We start from the raw sequence: 17,125 nt of genomic DNA, 5'->3' as shown, positions 1-17,125 counted from the left end.
CGCCGCTATTACCGTCCCTCTGGGATAGCCCAGAAACTGCGCTCATCATGGATGGTCCTGTTCAGGCATGGCAATCGGCCGTGCTGGTTTCGGCAGGGCCCAGCCCGGCGCGGGTGGCCTCAGCGGGATGAGACCGGGGCTGACGGATGGGGGCCGCTCGCCCTGCCCGGACTGCTGCAACTCGGCGCTGGCCTCCTGGGAGGTCAGCGCGCCCAGAACGCGTGGCGGCTCAGCTTGGGTGACGGCTGCATAACGGACCCTGCGCTTCTTCGCGGCGGCCTTGAGGATCTGTTTGACGCGTTTGCTCGCGGTGCGGCGCGACGCCTGTACTGCGGCGGCCTGCTGCTTGGACGCCTGATCGGACAGGTGGGCGGGGCCCAGATGGCGGCCAGTGGCTGCGTCGAACACCTCGATCTCATGGTCGTGATGCGGCATGTATCGCAGGCGTACCTTTTTGCCGGCGTTGCCGGTCATCCAGTCGCCCACGTACATGCGGCTGCCCCAGGAGACCCCGTCGCCGGTGATCGTGCGCACCCGGCCGTCGTCCTCCAGCATGAACAGGCGCAGGTCCTCGGCCGGGATGTCGTCGACCGGCCAGGCATCGCTCTGCCATGCCTGCAGCGGGGTGCGGCCTGCCAGAGCAGGTTTGGGCAAGTCGACGTTCCATTCCCGTACCCAGTCCAGCAGCAGCTCGACGAAGTCCTCGAACATCAGGGCGGGCGCATCCGGGTCGATGGGCGCCCCGTTGAGCTCCGTTGCCTGACCGGTGTAGTGGGGCAGCGAGTTGCAGAACATCTTCTGCACCGCGCCGTTCAGCGCCTCTACCCTGCCTTTCAGATGAGGGTGGTAGCCGGGCAGTTCACCTACGAGTACGGCGAAGCGGCCCAGAGCGGTCGCCACTGTTTTGGACAGGAAGTCTCTGCCCCGATCGACCCGCACGACCGCCGGCGCTCCCCCGAACGGCCCGTACCGGTCATCACGCATGATCGAACTGCGCAGGGCGGCCAGGACGCTGGCCCGGTTGGGGTAGGTGGGAGTGATGGCCAGCCCGCAGATGCCATCGGTGGAGCAGTCGATGAACCAGGTCACCCAGGGCTTGCGCAGTTGGCCGTCGACGTCCACCTTCACCGGCATCTCGACATGATCGCCTTCCCAGACCGCGTTGCGATGATGGCCCTCGCCCTCTGTTGGCCGCCGCAGGTGGACATCGAAACGGCGGCGTGCCCGCTCGCCTTTGCGGATGCCGGCCTTTTCGCCGGGGGTCAACGCGCGATTGACGGCCCGGTACAGGGTGCGCTGACTGGGCGCCGCAGGGCCACCCGAACGCTCTTGTGCGACCAACTCGCGGTGCAGGCGGGCGCAGTTTCCGCCCAGCAGCGCCAAGTGGGCCAGAAGGTCGTCGGTCAGGACGAACGCCTTGTGCGGCTGGCGCTCGGCACGCCCGTCGGCCCGAGCCCGCGCAAGCCAGCGCCACACCGTCCGCTCGGAGGCGGCCAGGCACGAGGCCACCAGCCGCACGTGCGCGGTCGTCAGTTCGCCGCGCGCGTCCAGACTGATCAGCCGGCGGGTCGCCGGCCCGCGTAACTCATGCAGCGATCGAGATTCCGGATCTGCTGCGGGCACGCGACCCGGCGGGTCATCAAACGTTCCGAATCCTGGGTCAGGTTCGAAAGGGAGACATCGATGTGGCCTTTCGATCCGTCGGGCTGCGCTACCGGACCGTTCGGCAGCCCGACTCAGCATCCATAGCCGTACGCGGTGCCCGGCACTACAGTGGCTCGGAAGGGCCGCGACCTCCGCTCACAGTATGATTTACGTCACCATGTGGCGCATCGTAGCCCACAAAGCACCCACTGCGACGGGGTAGCCAAGATTGGGCCCCAAGGATCCTCCACAGACTTCCCGACCCGATCCCCGCCTCACAGCCCCGACTTGGCGCAACAAGCGAAACGTGCTCGCCGCGGTCAGGGACTCGGCGCCCAACGACCTGGCGAAGAGCTCGACAGACAAGCGTGCCCGGCGTTGCCCCCGGCAGCCACCGCCGACAACGTCTTGGGCATGGCGGGAGGCTAGCGGCGGGGAGCGCCGACCTCCAGATGCAGCTGGCCATCCCCCAGCCGGCTCCAGACCCCCAAGCGGCCCCACATGTCCACGACGGCGCGGCCGCTGTCGTGGAGAGCGCGATCCACGTCCGCGAACTCGTTCAATGACGGGACGACGGCAGAGCCGTCGAGAACGCGCCGGATGGGGGTCCACATGGCTGCGAGATATCGCTCGACTGCTGGTTCCGCCGCCAAGCGGTCCAGCACGGGAGGCTGTCCGCTGGCGCGCGCGAAGGCCTGGGCATGCGCGATCAGCTTCAGTACCTGGCTCGTCTCGTTGGCCAAGCGACTCATCATGGCACTGGAGTCGATATCGCCCCTGCGGCAGATGTCGACCAGGTCGGGCCAACCTTCACGCACACGGCTGCCGCAGATCTCGGTGAGTGCGTGGAAATATCCTTCACCGTAGACATCGCCAAGATGAACGGGGCGGCTCGGCCCGTCGATGGTGGTGGTGACAGTCCCGAGCACCTCATTGGACACCAGGTCGCACCGGTACTCGTCGGCTGCTTCATAGGCGAGGATGGCGGCTGCTTCCTCCAGTGTCTGATCACGGACGGGCACGGCGGGGCGCGTGCCTGCGACGGCCCGCAGCCGCCCCTGCAACACGTGCCCATACTCGTGGGCGGCCAGATGAACGATATCCATGACATTCAACTCGGCTGTGGCGTCCAGAATGATCAGCGCCTCGGAATAATCGGATGCTGAGGCAAGAGTTACACCAGCGACTCTTCCGCCTAGCCGTTCAGCATGAAATCCATGCTTGCCGTACCGGGCGATGGATTCGCCGATGTCGCCCGACAGCACCACGGTGAGCGAGAACGGAGGAACCGCCCGTTGTGCGGCGTACTCCGCGACCATGGCATGGATCTTTTCAATCGCTGGTGAATAATGGCTCTTCACGGTTGAGGGTGTAGTCGTTGTCTGAACCCGCCTGTCTCGAGCAGGCTTCTGGCGATGTAGTTGGTGAGGTTGCGGAACCCGAGTGCTGAGCCGCGGAGGTGTTCGAGGCGTCCGTTGATCGCCTCCGTGGGCCCGTTGCTGGTGCCGGGCCGGTCGAAGTAGGCGAGCACGTCGTCGGCACGCTTCTTCAGTGTCCGACCTAAAGTGACGACCTCGACAAGAGCGGCCGGGACACCCTTGCTGACCGAGTCGATCAGTGCGGTCATCAGGTCCCGGCCACGGCGGCGGTCTTCGTGGCGGTAGGCGGCGATCATCCGCTGGTAGATGCCCCAGGTCGCCTCGACCTCGACATGCTCCTCGACGGCGAACAGCGCCCGCAGCCGGTGGATCTGCTTGTCGGTGAGCAGCCCGGCCCCGGTATGCAGCGTCCGGCGCGCGGAGTAGAGCGGGTCGCCCTTGTGGCCGCGGTGTTCGTGGATGGCCTGCTGGACCCGGCGCCGGCACCGATCGAGCGCGTCGCCGGCCAGCCGGACCACGTGGAAGGGATCCATGACCGCGACCGCGTCGGGGAGCTCCTCGGTGGTGGCGGTCTTGAAGCCGCTGAACCCGTCCATCGCGACGACCTCCACGCCGTCGCGCCAGGCGTCTGTGCGGGCGGCGAGCCAGGTCTTGAACACCTGCTTGGAGCGGCCCTCGACCATGTCGAGCAGCCGTGCCGGGCCGGTGCCGTCGCGGATCGTCGTGAGGTCGATGATGACCGTGACGTACTTGTCGCCGTGACGGGTGTTGCCTCCAGACGTGCTCATCTACACCGATGACCAACACGTTGTCGAACCGTGCCGGGTCGTCGATCAGGACCCGCTTGCCCTCGGCGAGGACGGCGTCGTGGGCGGTGTTCCACGCGACCCCGAGCCCTTCGGCGACCCGGGCGACGGTGAGGCGTCCGACCACGATCCCTTCTAGCGCCCACCGCAGCCCGCGGCGCGACAACCTGGCCCGTGGCTCAGCCGCCAGTGAGGTGTCCTGGCGCCACACGTGGCCGCAGCCACCGCATCGGTACCGGCGGATCGTGACCAGCAGCGTCGTGGGCCGCCAGCCGAGCGGCTCGTGGGCCAGGCGCCGGGTCACGGTGTCCCGCGGGGTCCCTTCACAGCCGCAGCGGTGACACCAACGGTCGGGTTTTACGACCCGGCACGCGAGGACTGCGCGCTCGGGCTCGAGGCGCTGGCCGGTGACGACGAGCCCAAGCTCGTCGAGGCGGCAGAAGGTTGTCAGGTCGGGGTGGGCGAACGCATCTGTGCGCTCACCGACGGTGGCATCGGACGTGGCGGCTCTTTCAGGATGAGCGTGTAGGAGCCTTTCCCTCTGGAAACCTCGACGTCCATCTGGGACCGCCGCGCCGGCTACACCCTCATCTGGCGAAGAGCCGCTCTAGCCGCGACTACAGCCCAGTCGCTGGGAGTAGGTCATCTGTCGAGGGATCCGGGATCACGGCCGATGGCGGAAGCTGATGCGCATCAGCCGACTGTCAGCCCAGTCTTCGAGCCGAGTCGGCCGGATGGTGCCGGGGTCGTGGGGCTGATTGAGATCCGCGACGATCTCCGCCAGCACGGCCTGACGTTCAGCTGGGTCGGTGACAGGCGTGGCCTGTGCAGGCAGATCTGCGCGGATCCCGTTCTTGAGGTGGAAGGTGAAGTTGGGATTGGCGAGAAGGTTCGCATGCCAGTCGGTCGCGGCACCGCCGGCGCCGCTACACAGGTAGGTGGTGCCCGCAGCTCGGTAGAAGAAGATCTCGATGCGGCGTGCCCGGCCGGTGCGGCGCCCCAGCGTCGTGATGTCGATGATCCGTTCTCTGGTGCCCGCGGCGGGGGTGATCTCGATGGCTCGTCGGATGTGGTTGGGCAGGTGGGATAAAGACTCGTCCCGTGCGGAGTCGTTCGACCCGGTCGTGTCTGGAGTGCTCATGCGGTCTCGGCCTGAAGGGCGGGGCCGAGGAGGAGTCCACCGTCGATGACGTACTCCGACCCCGTGATGAACGACGCGTCTGATGACGTGAGGAACAGGAGAAGCCGGGTGACGTCGGTCGGCTCTCCAAGTCGGGGGATGGCGAACGGCTCGGGTGAGTAGAAGTCGGCGATTGCCACGGTGGCGCCGGCTGCTGGTTCTTGGATGAAGGGGGTCGCGATCACGCCGGGGTGGATGGTGTTCACACGGATGTGGTCCCGGCCGAGCTCGAGCGCTGCCGTTCGGGTAAGGCCTCGCACGGCCCACTTGCTGGCGACGTACGGCGCGTAGTGGGCCGTGCCGCCCAGGCCCATCGTCGAGGCGATGTTGACGATGGCTCCCCCTGTTGCGCGGCGCAGAGCGGGAGCGGCGACCTTGATGCCGAGGAAGGTCCCTGTGAGGTTGATGTCGAGGATGCGCGACCACGTGGCCTGGTCCGTGTTCTCAATCGGCGCCGGCGGGTTCTGGACGCCCGCGTTGTTGACGAGCACGTTCAGGGCGCCGAAGGCTCTCTCGGCGGCTACCACAGCGGCGGACCACGAACTCTCGTCGGTGACGTCGAGGCGGGTGAAGTGAGCGCGGGTCCCGAGCTCGTCGGCGAGAGCGGCGCCGCGTTCGGTGTCGATGTCGCCGATCACCACGTTCGCTCCCTCCGCGTGAAAGGCGCGTACGTGGCTCGATCCCTGGCCACCGGTCCCACCGGTCACGAGCACGGTCTGGTTGTCGAAGCGGTTCATCAGATGTTCCTTCGGTACGTGGGTGACTGACCGGAATCATCGGCGATGAACGGCCGGCCGATGGCGAGCCGAGTGACTCACCACTGCCTTGACACTAGGTTGGCGGCAGTGGCGAGTCAAGCCACTCACCTCGTAGACTCAGCCCATGAGCAGGGTCGTACCGACGTACCACCAGCGCGTCGCCCAGGAAAAGCGCGCGCTGATCGTGACGGCCGCGACCGCACTGTTCCTCGAGTTGGGCTACGACCGGACGTCGCTGGCGCGGATCGCAGAGCGCTCGGGTGTCTCGCGGGCCACCTTGTTCAAGCAATTTCCGAGCAAGGCTGCCCTGTTCGACGCCATCGTCACCGAGTCCTGGTCAACCGCTGACGAGGAGGATCCTCCGCTGGCAGGCAACCTTGTTGACGGGCTCAGCGCCATCGGTCGCCGTTACGCCGAGCTGTTGAGCCGGCCCCAGATGACCGACCTGTTCCGGATCGTCATCGCCGAACTGCCGCGGTTCCCGGAGCTGGCCCATGCGCAGTTCTCGCACGGGAAGATGCCCTACTTCGAGTCCGTACGCAGCTACCTCCTGGCTGAGCACGAGGCGGGAACGGTGCGGGTCGAGGACGTGGACCTCGCAGCCACCCAGTTCCTGGGCATGATCTCCAACTACGTCTTCTGGCCGACACTCCTAGTGCCGGGTTGGGAGGTGAGCGCCGAACGCGTCGCTCAGGTAGTCGACGAGGCCGTCCGCACCATCGCCGCCCGGTACGCCGCGACTGGACCAGGGGCGTCCACCAACGACTGAGTCCCGCCGACCGCGACAGAGTCCCGCCGCCACCAAAGGAGCTGATGCCTACGCAATCGAGGCCGTCGGCACCAAGGGCGTTCGCGGGGCATCCCAGGGCATCCCGGGGCGGACACCGAAGGAGGGAGTCTCGATGTGTTGACCCACCTCGATCAGCCTGGCATCAGCACGGCCCAACAAGAGGTCTCAGCAGCGGGCCCAAATGTGCAAGGCTGCGCTCTCGGGGTGGAAACTCCCAACGACAGCAAGAGGGGTGGCCCAAGACCCGCAAGCCCAGGCCCGCAGCTACACCCTCATCTGTGAAGAGCCTGAATAATCTGCGGCACAACCGCTTTCGCGAAAAACGGTGAGGGTGTAGATCTGGGTCATCACTCGTTCCTTATCGGATCATCCGAACTTGTCGACGTGCCCATAACAAAACTGCTCGACACCGGAAGGGTGGCTTCCTCAATCGATGCGAGAACCATCCATCGACATGTTCGGTGGCTGCTGGGCAATGGTCATCCCCCGCGTGCCACTTCTGACAGTCTCGATCATGGCGATAAAGTCAGCGGCGGACTCTGTTGTCGCGCTCACCTGACGCATCAGTTCCCCGGCGGTCTCGCCAGGTAGCCCTGCTAGATGGCCCAGCATGGCTGTCACCAGAGGATCTGGATAGGAATTCCACTCCTCGATCGCGGCGCAGTAGGTTTCGACCATGCGCGCAAGATCGGCCGTGCGAGGCAGCGTCAATACCTCCATGAGGCGGCGCAACGCGTCGCCGAAGGCAACGATCCGCTCCCCATTCTCGGGAAGCAAAGGCGCCACAGCCTCGACGAGTGTGTTCACATCGGCCTGGTAAGAGAACACCGCCTCTTCCCGCATCCAGAGAACGTCTTCGCCCCACAGAATCTTGTGTGGATGACCGATATTAGAGGATGATGCAATTCTTTCGCTCACTGGCGCGAGCTCGAGCTCGATGCTCACGGACTCGGTCTTCACGAAGATTGTGTCGACGAGGCTACGCCATTCCTCCGCACTGCACTGTGAGCGCCAGAGAAACGCGTAGCGCTGCCACTGCGTGATCGTGTCCTCGCTGCCCGGCATCACTGCGCTGGCACGATGAGTACCACCGCAAGCCAGAGTGATCAGCAGCAGATTGGCTGAGCAATGCGCGTATCGCCGCTGTGGCCCCGCCATTGATGGACGATACTCCGGGTAGGAATCCTCGCGCGTATCCAACCGTCGAAGCAACTGCACGGACTGTACCGGCCGCCAGTTTCGCCCGTCCCGTTCTGTCAGTTCTCGCAGGAACGACAAGATGGGTGAGCGGGTGGAGAGGACCGCCCATGACAGCAGCGCTCGGATCAGCCGGTCATCGATCTCCCTTCGCACTGCGCCCTGTTGCTGCTGCATCAGGTCGTCGAGCAAAAATGCCAGTAATCTGGCGATGAGGAATTCCCCGAACGTGGCATGCAGAAACTCGAATGTCTGCAGCACCTGCCCATCGCGGGTCGCTCGCGCTTCGTGCATGAAAAAGAACTTGCCCGGGGTCAGGTCGCCTGTGCTCAAGGGCGCGGCGAATTCTGTTTCTCGTTCCAGCGTCGACGCCAGCTTGAGCCCGTTGAGGTCCCGGTCGAACTCCTCTCCGGTCGTCCACTGCCGTCCCCGGTTGAACATCGAGAACGCCACGTAGGACAACTGATGCATCTCCTGTTCGACGAGCGGGGCAATGCGATCCTTGGGGTGGAACTTCATCACCTCCCGTTCGACGAACTTGCGAATCAGCCGCTCGTACAACTCAACCTGCCTCAGTCGGGCAGCGGACCTGAGCGCGTTCTCATCAGCGTCATAGAGTGCCAACATCAGCAAGAGCAACGGTTGCTCTGCGAGAGGCCCTTGAGCTTTGGCGAGCATTGGATCCAGCGGCTGGAGTGCCCGTTCGCGGAAGTAGGCGGCGTTGTTTTCGTTCCATATACCCAGCCAGACGCCGATCTGCGCGTCGTCGAACGGCTCCAATCGGACCACGACCGTACCATCAGGGAAGGCGGCCCGATGCGCCACCGCCGTACGGGAGGTAACGATGACAGCGACAGCACGCCCGGCGTCCAGTTCCCGCTGCTGAAACCGGGCCACCTTTCGAGGTAATCGCTCTGGCTCACGCCCGTGGCTTGCAACAGCTCATCGAACCCATCGAGCAGGACGACTCGCAGAACGCCTTGCGCTCCTCTGGCCAGCGCTGGCCATTCCAGTCGCTCTCCACTCAAGCCGTAGACGGCCTGCTCGATCTGCTGTTGAAGGTCTTTTTCCGCGGCAACCTCGCGTAGTGGCACTCTGATGGGCAGGAACGAGTCATCCGGAAGCGTGGCGGACAGCATCTTGGTCAGCACAGATTTGCCTGCGCCGGGCTGGCCGAGAACGACTAGCGGGAGCCGAGTCGCCATTCCACTGGTTAGGTATCCGGCCAGGAAAGCCGTCAAATCCCGCCGTATCTCACAGTGTTTGAAAGCGGACTCAGCACTCAGATCGCCGACGGCGGACGTGTCCGCGACGCGGAAGTTGGGCGTCACGTACGCCTCTTCGAGCGTGGGCAATCGCATACCTGCAGGGGCGTCCCCGGTCTCAGCGATCGGGCGAGCCAGGACGGCACGCTGGAGCCGCGAGATGGTCTCCAGCTGAACGGGCAGCGCCTCTCCTGCTAAGCCGGGCCCCAAGAGCATCCGCAGCTCTGCCAGTTGCCTCCGCATCGCTTGCTGGTCGATCATCCCGGCCCACAGGGCGAATTCGGGGACCTCCGCCGCCAGCTGCCGAAACTGGTCCTCGTACAGCTTCAGACCCGCCACCTGGATCGTACGGCTGCACATGACATGGACTTGCTCCCATTCGTGTCTGTCAAGATGATCGTAGAGGCGGAGCCCGCTGAGGAACTGCAGCATTCTTTCGCCGTATGACTGGTATGCCTTGCGGACGCGATCGAGGTTACGCTCATAAGGCCACTGCGGAGCCGGACACGGCACATTTCGCACGTCCAGAACTAGATCCTGCTCCGCCCTGCTGAGATTAAGACGCTTGAGGTCACGCAGAGGAAGCTGGTGCAAGGTCTGCAGAAAGGCCGTGACCACCAGGATCGTATGTGCGGCCTCCAGGCGTTCCGTCCGGCTGGACCACTTCTGCTCAGCCCGCCAGTCCCGCCAGCGCGCCAGCAGATCGTTCCCCACTCTGATCAGCTCGCCCTTGACGTCAATCAGATCCCATAGTCCGAGCGTTCCGGTCCCCAGCACCGTGTCCAATAGCTTGACAGCCGGATCTTGCCCGCCGAGCAGTCGTACCGCATCGCTGTACCGATAGCCTCGTGCCATATCGAGAGCGTAGTAGGTCTAGTCGCGCTGCAGGATCAACGCTCTAAGTTCCCCGCGTTTAGATGGCCTCTGCCGGCTCTCGCGTCGTCGATGAACTATCTAGCCTACGGTTCGACCGCCGGTCGCCTTCGCTGACATCTTCGTGACATGCCCCACTGACATCCGTGGCAAAGACACACGTCGGAGCAGAAGCAGCGCTGTCAGTTAGTGGCATTCTTGCCACCATCGGTCACTAACTCAATGTGACATGCCGCTCACTGAAGGGTCCGAGGTGCAGCTTGGGGTAAGCGGGAGATAGCTGTGTACCGTCACAACAGGAGCGATGTTGAGCAACACAGATCTTCAATATGTGGCGGTGGAGTCGGGCCATGCGCTGACCAGGGCACTGACACCTTGTGGCAATTTGCAACAGACACTTTCGTGGCAATCCGCAGTGGCTTCGCATGACCGACACCGAGATCGAGATCACCGCAGCTCGCCGAACCCGAGTGGGCCGCACTGCTCACCCCGGTCGACCGGCGCCGCCTGACCCCGCTGTTCTGGCTGCACGTACGCCCCTACAGCGAGGTCCGCCTCGACCTGAACGCCTGGCTGAGCATCGGCGCCCTCGGCCCGTTGGATGCGGGCTAAGGTCCGAGCTGACGCTTGCGGCGGGACGGTTGTGTCGTACCCGTGGAGCAAGATGGGCGGCATGATGGACTGGAAGAGTGATGTCGCTGAGTTCGTGCGGGAGGAGTTGCCTGTCGAAACGGCGGAGCGGCTCATCGGCATGTTGCGGCCGGCCATCAGGCTGTCGGCCGCCGAGGACGGAGAGATCGTGGTCGGGCGGCTCGGGGGTGTCGCAAGACTGCCGTCCGGTACGCCGTGGCCGTCAGGCACAGACGGCTGGCCGCTGTCGTTCGTGGCTGAGCTCGACTGCGGGGCACTGACGCGCTACGAAGTCGACATCGTGCTGCCGGACACCGGTACGCTGCTGTTCTTCCTCTCCACCCGGCCTGAACGCGAGTCCCAGGTGATCTACGTGCCGTCGGGGACCGCGCTCGCCGAGCGGCCCGTACCCAACGACCGTGCCGAGGTGCACGCCGAGCAGGCGCTGGCAGCAGCCACCGAACCGACCTGGCCGGGGCGCGATCATCCCGCACTGGCAGACGTCTTCGGAAGCATCGACCAAGCGCATGAGGCCGTGTGGGAACACATGGTGGACGAAGAGACCGGCGAGAGCTTCGAAATGCAACTCGAGGACTACAGGGCCGCTGGGGCGTCTGGGCCGCCGCATCAGGTGGGCGGATACTCCGATTCCGACGCAAGGGACTCGATCGAAGCTGTGGCGGCGCGTGCCGCCGGCGCCGGCTGGCATGGCGATCCGGCCTTCTACCAAGAGGCACGCCAATGGGTCACGCTGCTGCAAGTGGCCGGAGCCAGCGCAGCGGAGATGACCTGGGGCGATCACGCGTACCTGCTGTGGGGCATCCGCAAGGACCACCTGGCCGCGCGCGACTTCTCCCAGGTTCATTTCGACGCCCGGGGGCGCTGGCACTGACACTGACGTGACGGGCCTCCCCCGTCGGCGGATGACTTGATGCATACGCGGTGACCAGATAGACCACACAGCAAACCCAAGCCAGGACGAGGTCATAAACGAGGTCGACGACCGCTGGAAGATCGAGGGCTACGACGTCTACCTTCGCCTGCTGGGAGGGCACCCACACCTCGCTTGGCGTGACCATCGAGCGTCGCCTGAGCGTCTGCCCCGCGATGCTCAGAGTCTGGCGGCAGCGGAACTGGCCGCCTCCATCCGTACGGCGCTGTGATTCCTCGGCCTGCCGGTAAGGCTGACCCAACCAGCCGCCATCTGTGACGTTCCCGCAGGTAGATCCAGGGAGATGCGAGCGGTCGTCTACACGGGGAACTGGTCGATGACGCTGTCGTAGGTTTTCTGGGCGGGTCCGAGCGCGATCTTTGAGTAGATCTCGAGCGAGGTACGGCTGGCGTGGCCGGAGTAGGGCTGGATGCCCTTGCTGTCGGATGATTTGTCCGGCGTGTGGTGTGGGCGAGAGGCGTGTGTTCCACACCAACATGCCCCCCTACGGTGAGATCCAGCTGCGTGCCGACCGGCGCCTGGACCTCACCGACCTGCCGACTGCGTAACGCCGGACGCTCGCCCGTTCCGGCGGCAGCGTGGCTGGACCATCCCGGCGCTCGATGTCGGCGATACTGTGGGCGTGGAGTACGTGTCCAGAGTGCCGCGACCGCCGCTGGACAGGCTGATCGACGACCTTTACTACCTGGAGGGTGCGCCGCCGTACGCCCGGCTGACGCTGCCACCGATGCCGTCGGCGTTGCTCATCGTCAACCTCGGGGCGCCGTTCCGCATCCGCGCCGGCACCGACATCGAGACGGCCGAGTACGCCGACGGCTGCGTGGTCACCATGCCCACCCGCGCGTTGGAGTTCGGCTATCCACTCCGGACCCGGTCCGTCGGCGTGCACGTCAAGCCGTGGGGGCTGGCGCCGTTCCTGCCGATGCCCGCCGCCGAGCTGTGTGACCGGCCGGTGACGGTAGAGCAGGTTTGGGGCCGGCCCGCCATCGCTGAGCTGCGAGACCGGCTGGCCACGGCGGACGGACCGCACGAGATGCTGACGCTGCTCGAGGAGGAGCTCATGCGACGGCTGTGCGAGACCGCCGGCCTGGGGCTGGTCCGCCATACGAGCAGCGTCATCGCGGCGGCCGGCGGGGCGGTGACGATCGGCGACCTGAGCGTGGCAGCCGGTGTCAGCAGCACTCATCTGGCACAGCGGTTCAAGGAGCTCATCGGCGTCACGCCGAAGCGGCTGGCCCGTACCTGGCGCTTCGCCGCCACCGTGTTCGCGATCAACCCCGCCGGGCCGATCGACTGGGGCGACCTCGCCGGTGGCGCAGGCTACTTCGACCAGGCCCACTTCGGCCACGAGTTCCGGGCGTTCACCGGGCTCACGCCGACCCGGTACGTCGAAGTCCGGCGGCGGTTCCTGCGCGAACATCCCGGTCACGCGCTGGACGGCTGGCCGCTGCCGGCCGATTGATTTCTTACAAGACCGACAGCTCACGACACGCTAATTTGGGGCACCCCGAAGCAGAGGAGAGCCCCGTGGGCAAGGTGGTCATGTACAGCTCGGTGTCGGTGGACGGCTTCGTCGCGGACGAGAATGACCAGCCCGGACCGCTGTTCGACTGGTTGTCCAGCGGTGACGTCCCGTTGGACGAGAGCGGCGAGCTGAAGGTGTCGCAGACGTCCTACGACTACACCCGGACGTACTGGGACCAGATTGGAGTCACGATCGTCGGCCGCCACGTCTTCGACCTGACGGACGGCTGGGGCGGGAAGCCACCGAGCGGCATCGACCACGTGGTCGTCGTGTCGCACCGGCCGATGCCCGAGGGCTGGGACCCCGAGGCGCCGTTTCACTTCGTCGACGGCGTCGAGGCAGCCGTGGCCAAGGCGCAGGAGCTTGCGGGTGACCGCATCGTCGAGGTCGCCGCTGGCGACGTCGGTGGCCAGGTGCTTGCCGCGGGCCTGATCGACGAGGTGCGCATGGACGTCGTACCCGTCGTGTTCGGGTCCGGCAAGCGCTACTTCGGGTCGGTCCACGCGCAGCACCTGTTGGAGGATCCTGACGTGGCGATTCAGGGCAACCGGGTGCTTCACCTGCGCTATCGGGTGCGCCGTTGACCGATCTGAGCGGGTACGCGAAGAAGTCCACTGCGAACGGTGACACAAGCTCGGACCTCCGGCTGCGTTTGCGCATCGCTGCTACCTGCGCGCTGTCGAACGCCACCCCCTCGCCCGCGACCGCGCCATCGGCCGGCTCCTGTTCTACTCCGGCGTCCGGATCGCCGGCGTTCAAGCTGATCGAGTCGGCCCAGGCCCGCTGGCGCGCGGTCAATGCGTGACGCGAGTTTCCCCGACTGGATCGAGGCCATGGTCACCGTGACCGCGGGATGGGAGTTCCTCGCTCACCGCCTGCGCGAATGGATGGTGTTGAGGTCGATCGCCGTCAATGATCCGTGGGGACCGGAGGATTTCCTGGCTTCCTCCGATTGGTGTCAACGCACGGCCGCGCAGGTGCTGACATCATCGGCTGCACTGCGCCTACTCGCCGACAGGGGAAGAACACGACGTGTTCGCGCTGCCGCCGGTCTTCGACTGGCTCAGCAACGCCGGTAGCCAAGTTCCTTCGATCCACAGGTCTTGACGATTGCTCGCTCCGGGGTTCGCACCGCTCGCGGTTGGCCTCCGACGTCTCGCGTCACTGCATCCGAAGTCGCAGGTGAGAGCCGGCCATGAACTCCCTGCGGCCCGTTTTCTGGCGTACAGAGTGCCGAAAAAACCGGTCGAGGTGAATGATCTTCGTGTCTACAGTGGAGTCGTTGTCCCCATTGTGTACGCAAGATCAAGGAGGACGGCTTGGAGGCATCGAAACTCCACCGGGCCATTGAGGCCGGATGGGCGACAGCTGCCGCGCTGGGCCTTCAGGTCGACGATGCGGTCGTCATCACCAACTCCGACCGCATCACGTTGCGCCTGGTCCCCTGCGATGTTCTCGTCCGGGTCTCACTCTCGGCGCATCTGGCCGGCATGGAGTTCGAAGTGGAGATCGCCCGGCGTCTGGCCGAGGTCGGCGGTCCGGTGGCCGAGCTGGACCCTCGGGTCGAACCCCGCGTCTATGAGCGTGACGATTTCGCCGTCTCCCTCTGGACCTACTACGAACCCGTGGGATCGGAGATCGCGCCGGCCCTCTACGCTGATGCGCTCGAGCGGTACCACACCGCCCTGCGTCAGATCGACCTGGAGGCACCGGACCTCACCGATCGGGTCGCGGGCGCGCTGAGTGAGGTGAGCGACAGGAAGCAGACACCGGAGCTGTCCAATCCCGACCGGGAGTTCCTCAGCAGCACGCTCAGCAACCAGAGCACCGTCATTAGTGGCGGGAAACAGCTGCTGCACGGCGAGCCACATCCGGGCAACCTGCTCAACACGAGAAGAGGGCCACTCTTCGTGGACCTCGCGACGTGCTGCCGCGGCCCGATCGAGTTCGACCTCGCCCATGCCCCCGAAGAGGTCGCGGAACACTATCCGGAGGCCGACCACGACCTGGTTCGCCGGTGCCGCGTCCTCATGTGGGCGCTGATCTCGACCTGGCGCTGGCGACGGGACGACCAGTTTCCCGAACGGTCCTACTGGAGAGTGGAGACCCTCAACCGGGTCCGGGCCGCACTCGCCTGATCAGGCGGAGCAGCAGCCGTCCCCCGGCAGCAGGCGACGTTGTCGGCGGCGGGGTGGGCGAAGTCCGCTGGGTGAGCGGACGCCAGCGCCTGGCGCGTGTCCGGCCGAAGGCCCGTCGGCAGTCGCGTCGGAGCAGTACTTGCGAGGCCGCCCACCGCGGTGGTGACGGGCGGGGGCAGCACTCGACACCGCACATGATCACTCAAGGCCGTCTTGCTGTCTGCGAAACGATCAAACGTCGCTCAGTACAACGATCCGGAGGATAAAGAACAAGCTTAGTAGGCGCGCACGATCGCGGACTGCTGGCGGAACTGGCGCGGCGACAGGCCGTAAACACTGCGGAATGCCTGGCTGAAGTGAGCCGAGTTGGCAAAGCCCCACCGGGCAGCGATCGCCGCGATCGACTGGGCGGCCAGCCGAGGGTCGGCCAGGTCGCGGTGGCACCGCAGCATGCGACGCTCACGGATCCAGCCGGCGACAGTGTGCCCTTCGGTGTGGAACAGCTTGTGCAGGGAGCGCAGCGAGATGTGGTGCGCCGCGGCGACTGATCCGGCGTCAGAGTCGGGTCGCCGAGGTTCTGCTGAATGAAGGCGTGGATCTGGGCCAGCAACGCCCGCCGCCTGGTCTCGGGCGATACGGTGCCGTGGATGTCCAGCGCGCCGGCCAGCGCCGCAATGAGCACGTCGAGCGTCAGGGTGGACAGCCGGACGGTGTCGGAAGGGGTGAACTCGTGCAGGCGCCTGGCGAGCTGCAGCATGAAATGCGAGGACAGTGCTCCAATTCCCTGCGCGCCCGGAAGAGGAACCATGGTCAGGCGCCGCAGGTCCCGCTGCGGCAAGGGCAGTAACGAGCGCGGGAATTGCAGGACCAGCACCTGATTCGATGACTTCCCTGGAGCGTGGCTGGTCAGGTACGGATGTGAGCTGTCCCGGAGCATCAGATCCCCGACATGTAAGTCCGCGCACCGGCCGTCCTGCTCCGCCCTCATGCCACCGTGCACGACGCAGTTCAGGAAGAACACCTCAGGATCGGACTGGCGAATCAGCTTGGATGTGCGGTGGACGGAAAGCGGTGTCGTGGTCAGCAACATCGCTTGCACGAGACCGAGCCCACTGAAATCGGCCTGCGCCCGGAATTCGCTTTCCAGATGCGGTTCGCACCGTGCCTCGAGGGGCACCCACAATTTCGAGCTCACCTCGCGCCAGACGGCGAATCGTTCTTCCGCTGGAACCTCGGCGGTGCTGACCATCTCCACAACGCCTCCTTGGGTCAACTGCCGTCACCGGCCTTATCCTGGGCAATCGACCCGCGTATGTCGTCGTCCGCTCGGCGCGGGTACCTGTACCTCTGACGGAGTACAGGGCTGATCGTTGTCCGCCTGCGATGTTCCAACGTCTGTTTGAAGGTCTGTCAGGCACGTAAGGCAACCTAGGCTGGCTGCCGCTGCCACGTCGGTGGATCGTCGAGAGGCCCGTGTCCAGTTGGCGGCTGCACTTGAGGGCGAACCGGGAATGTCGTAGAGGCCCACCGACCAGGCCTGGAACTCCTGAAAGCTCTGGCGGGTCGCCACAACCCCCATGCTGTGCAGGAGCACGCCGCTTCGCCTGGCCGGTGGGGATGGGCCGTGAAGTAGCAGCGCACCGGTCCCTGTGTCAACGAGCGTCGGGGCCGTGCGGGTTGTGTACGAGAGCTTGATCGGGTGATGCTGGATCGGCCCGGGAGCTCGGATCCCGCAACAGCGCCGCGACCTGTTCGGCCACCTGACGGACCTCGGAGAGCTCCAGCCGCTCCTGGAGAGCCTGCTCACCGAGGAGGGCCCAGCCGGTGCGATCAGGAACATGATCGGGGAGGCTGACCCCTTCGCCACGATGCTGGCCGAGGAGTATGGCCCCCACCTGGCCGGAATGCTGCGGCCGCGCCCAGGGAGATGGTGTTTGAGAAGGCCACCTGTAATCCGGTGGACTATTAGGAGGCAATCGCCTCAATGG

Annotated in this window: 13 protein-coding genes and 2 pseudogenes; 6 read left to right on the top strand and 9 right to left on the bottom strand. The window is 65.5% G+C overall.

The window, feature by feature from the left end; translation table 11 throughout:
- Window positions 1-45 precede the first annotated feature (45 nt).
- The 5 genes and pseudogenes from AC5L3X_RS37730 to AC5L3X_RS37710 form a co-directional block, all read right to left on the bottom strand.
- Entirely contained in the window at window positions 46-1,593 is a 1,548-nt protein-coding gene (locus tag AC5L3X_RS37730; RefSeq protein WP_494863537.1) for a TnsB C-terminal domain-containing protein, read from the bottom strand.
- A 476-nt stretch (window positions 1,594-2,069) separates the two neighbouring features.
- Window positions 2,070-3,005 (bottom strand): hypothetical protein, encoded by a 936-nt coding sequence (locus AC5L3X_RS37725; protein ID WP_494863504.1) that lies wholly within the window; start codon window positions 3,003-3,005, stop codon window positions 2,070-2,072.
- Window positions 3,002-4,280, bottom strand: a pseudogene (locus AC5L3X_RS37720) (ISL3 family transposase). Before AC5L3X_RS37720 ends, AC5L3X_RS37725 begins: the two are co-directional and overlap by 4 nt.
- Window positions 4,281-4,493: 213 nt before the next feature.
- Window positions 4,494-4,970, bottom strand: coding sequence for a nitroreductase/quinone reductase family protein (locus AC5L3X_RS37715; RefSeq protein ID WP_494863502.1), 477 nt, complete (start codon window positions 4,968-4,970; stop codon window positions 4,494-4,496).
- A complete protein-coding gene (locus AC5L3X_RS37710) occupies window positions 4,967-5,746 on the bottom strand; it encodes a glucose 1-dehydrogenase (RefSeq protein ID WP_494863500.1) in 780 nt (259 codons plus the stop codon). The genes AC5L3X_RS37715 and AC5L3X_RS37710 overlap by 4 nt, the downstream gene beginning before the upstream one ends.
- A gap of 145 nt (window positions 5,747-5,891) precedes the next feature.
- On the opposite strand from AC5L3X_RS37710, the gene AC5L3X_RS37705 reads away from it, so the two are divergent.
- Window positions 5,892-6,536, top strand: a complete 645-nt coding sequence (locus AC5L3X_RS37705; protein ID WP_494863498.1) for a TetR/AcrR family transcriptional regulator — start codon at window positions 5,892-5,894, stop codon at window positions 6,534-6,536.
- Window positions 6,537-8,380: 1,844 nt separating this feature from the next.
- On the opposite strand, the gene AC5L3X_RS37700 is transcribed toward AC5L3X_RS37705, so the two are convergent.
- Window positions 8,381-9,874, bottom strand: coding sequence for an NACHT N-terminal helical domain 7-containing protein (locus tag AC5L3X_RS37700; RefSeq protein ID WP_494863496.1), 1,494 nt, complete (start codon window positions 9,872-9,874; stop codon window positions 8,381-8,383).
- A 691-nt stretch (window positions 9,875-10,565) separates the two neighbouring features.
- Here AC5L3X_RS37700 and AC5L3X_RS37695 point away from each other — a divergent pair.
- From AC5L3X_RS37695 to AC5L3X_RS37675, 5 genes are all read left to right on the top strand, one after another.
- The gene (locus AC5L3X_RS37695; RefSeq protein WP_494863494.1) at window positions 10,566-11,414 is read left to right on the top strand and encodes a DUF1963 domain-containing protein; all 849 of its coding nucleotides are present in this window, start codon (window positions 10,566-10,568) and stop codon (window positions 11,412-11,414) included.
- A gap of 682 nt (window positions 11,415-12,096) precedes the next feature.
- On the top strand, window positions 12,097-12,936 hold the full coding sequence (locus AC5L3X_RS37690; RefSeq protein WP_494863492.1) for a helix-turn-helix domain-containing protein: 840 nt from the start codon (window positions 12,097-12,099) through the stop codon (window positions 12,934-12,936).
- A 65-nt stretch (window positions 12,937-13,001) separates the two neighbouring features.
- Window positions 13,002-13,583, top strand: a complete 582-nt coding sequence (locus AC5L3X_RS37685; protein WP_494863490.1) for a dihydrofolate reductase family protein — start codon at window positions 13,002-13,004, stop codon at window positions 13,581-13,583.
- Window positions 13,580-13,804 (top strand): hypothetical protein, encoded by a 225-nt coding sequence (locus tag AC5L3X_RS37680; RefSeq protein WP_494863489.1) that lies wholly within the window; start codon window positions 13,580-13,582, stop codon window positions 13,802-13,804. Before AC5L3X_RS37685 ends, AC5L3X_RS37680 begins: the two co-directional genes overlap by 4 nt.
- Window positions 13,805-14,318: 514 nt before the next feature.
- Window positions 14,319-15,137, top strand: a complete 819-nt coding sequence (locus AC5L3X_RS37675; RefSeq protein WP_494863487.1) for a phosphotransferase — start codon at window positions 14,319-14,321, stop codon at window positions 15,135-15,137.
- A gap of 275 nt (window positions 15,138-15,412) precedes the next feature.
- On the opposite strand, the gene AC5L3X_RS37670 is transcribed toward AC5L3X_RS37675, so the two are convergent.
- The 3 genes and pseudogenes from AC5L3X_RS37670 to AC5L3X_RS37660 all read right to left on the bottom strand — a co-directional run bounded on the left by AC5L3X_RS37670 (window position 15,413) and on the right by AC5L3X_RS37660 (window position 17,032).
- Window positions 15,413-15,640, bottom strand: coding sequence for a helix-turn-helix domain-containing protein (locus AC5L3X_RS37670; RefSeq protein WP_494863536.1), 228 nt, complete (start codon window positions 15,638-15,640; stop codon window positions 15,413-15,415).
- Window positions 15,641-15,813: 173 nt separating this feature from the next.
- Window positions 15,814-16,386: pseudogene (locus AC5L3X_RS37665) on the bottom strand (AraC-like ligand-binding domain-containing protein); the annotation flags it as partial.
- 403 nt (window positions 16,387-16,789) lie between these two features.
- Window positions 16,790-17,032 (bottom strand): hypothetical protein, encoded by a 243-nt coding sequence (locus tag AC5L3X_RS37660; RefSeq protein WP_494863485.1) that lies wholly within the window; start codon window positions 17,030-17,032, stop codon window positions 16,790-16,792.
- Between the last annotated feature and the right edge of the window lie 93 nt (window positions 17,033-17,125).

The sequence above is a fragment of the Nonomuraea sp. CX421 genome (genome assembly GCF_059358955.1).
Note: the sequence above shows the minus strand (reverse complement) of the source record. Positions and strands in the feature narration are given on the sequence as shown.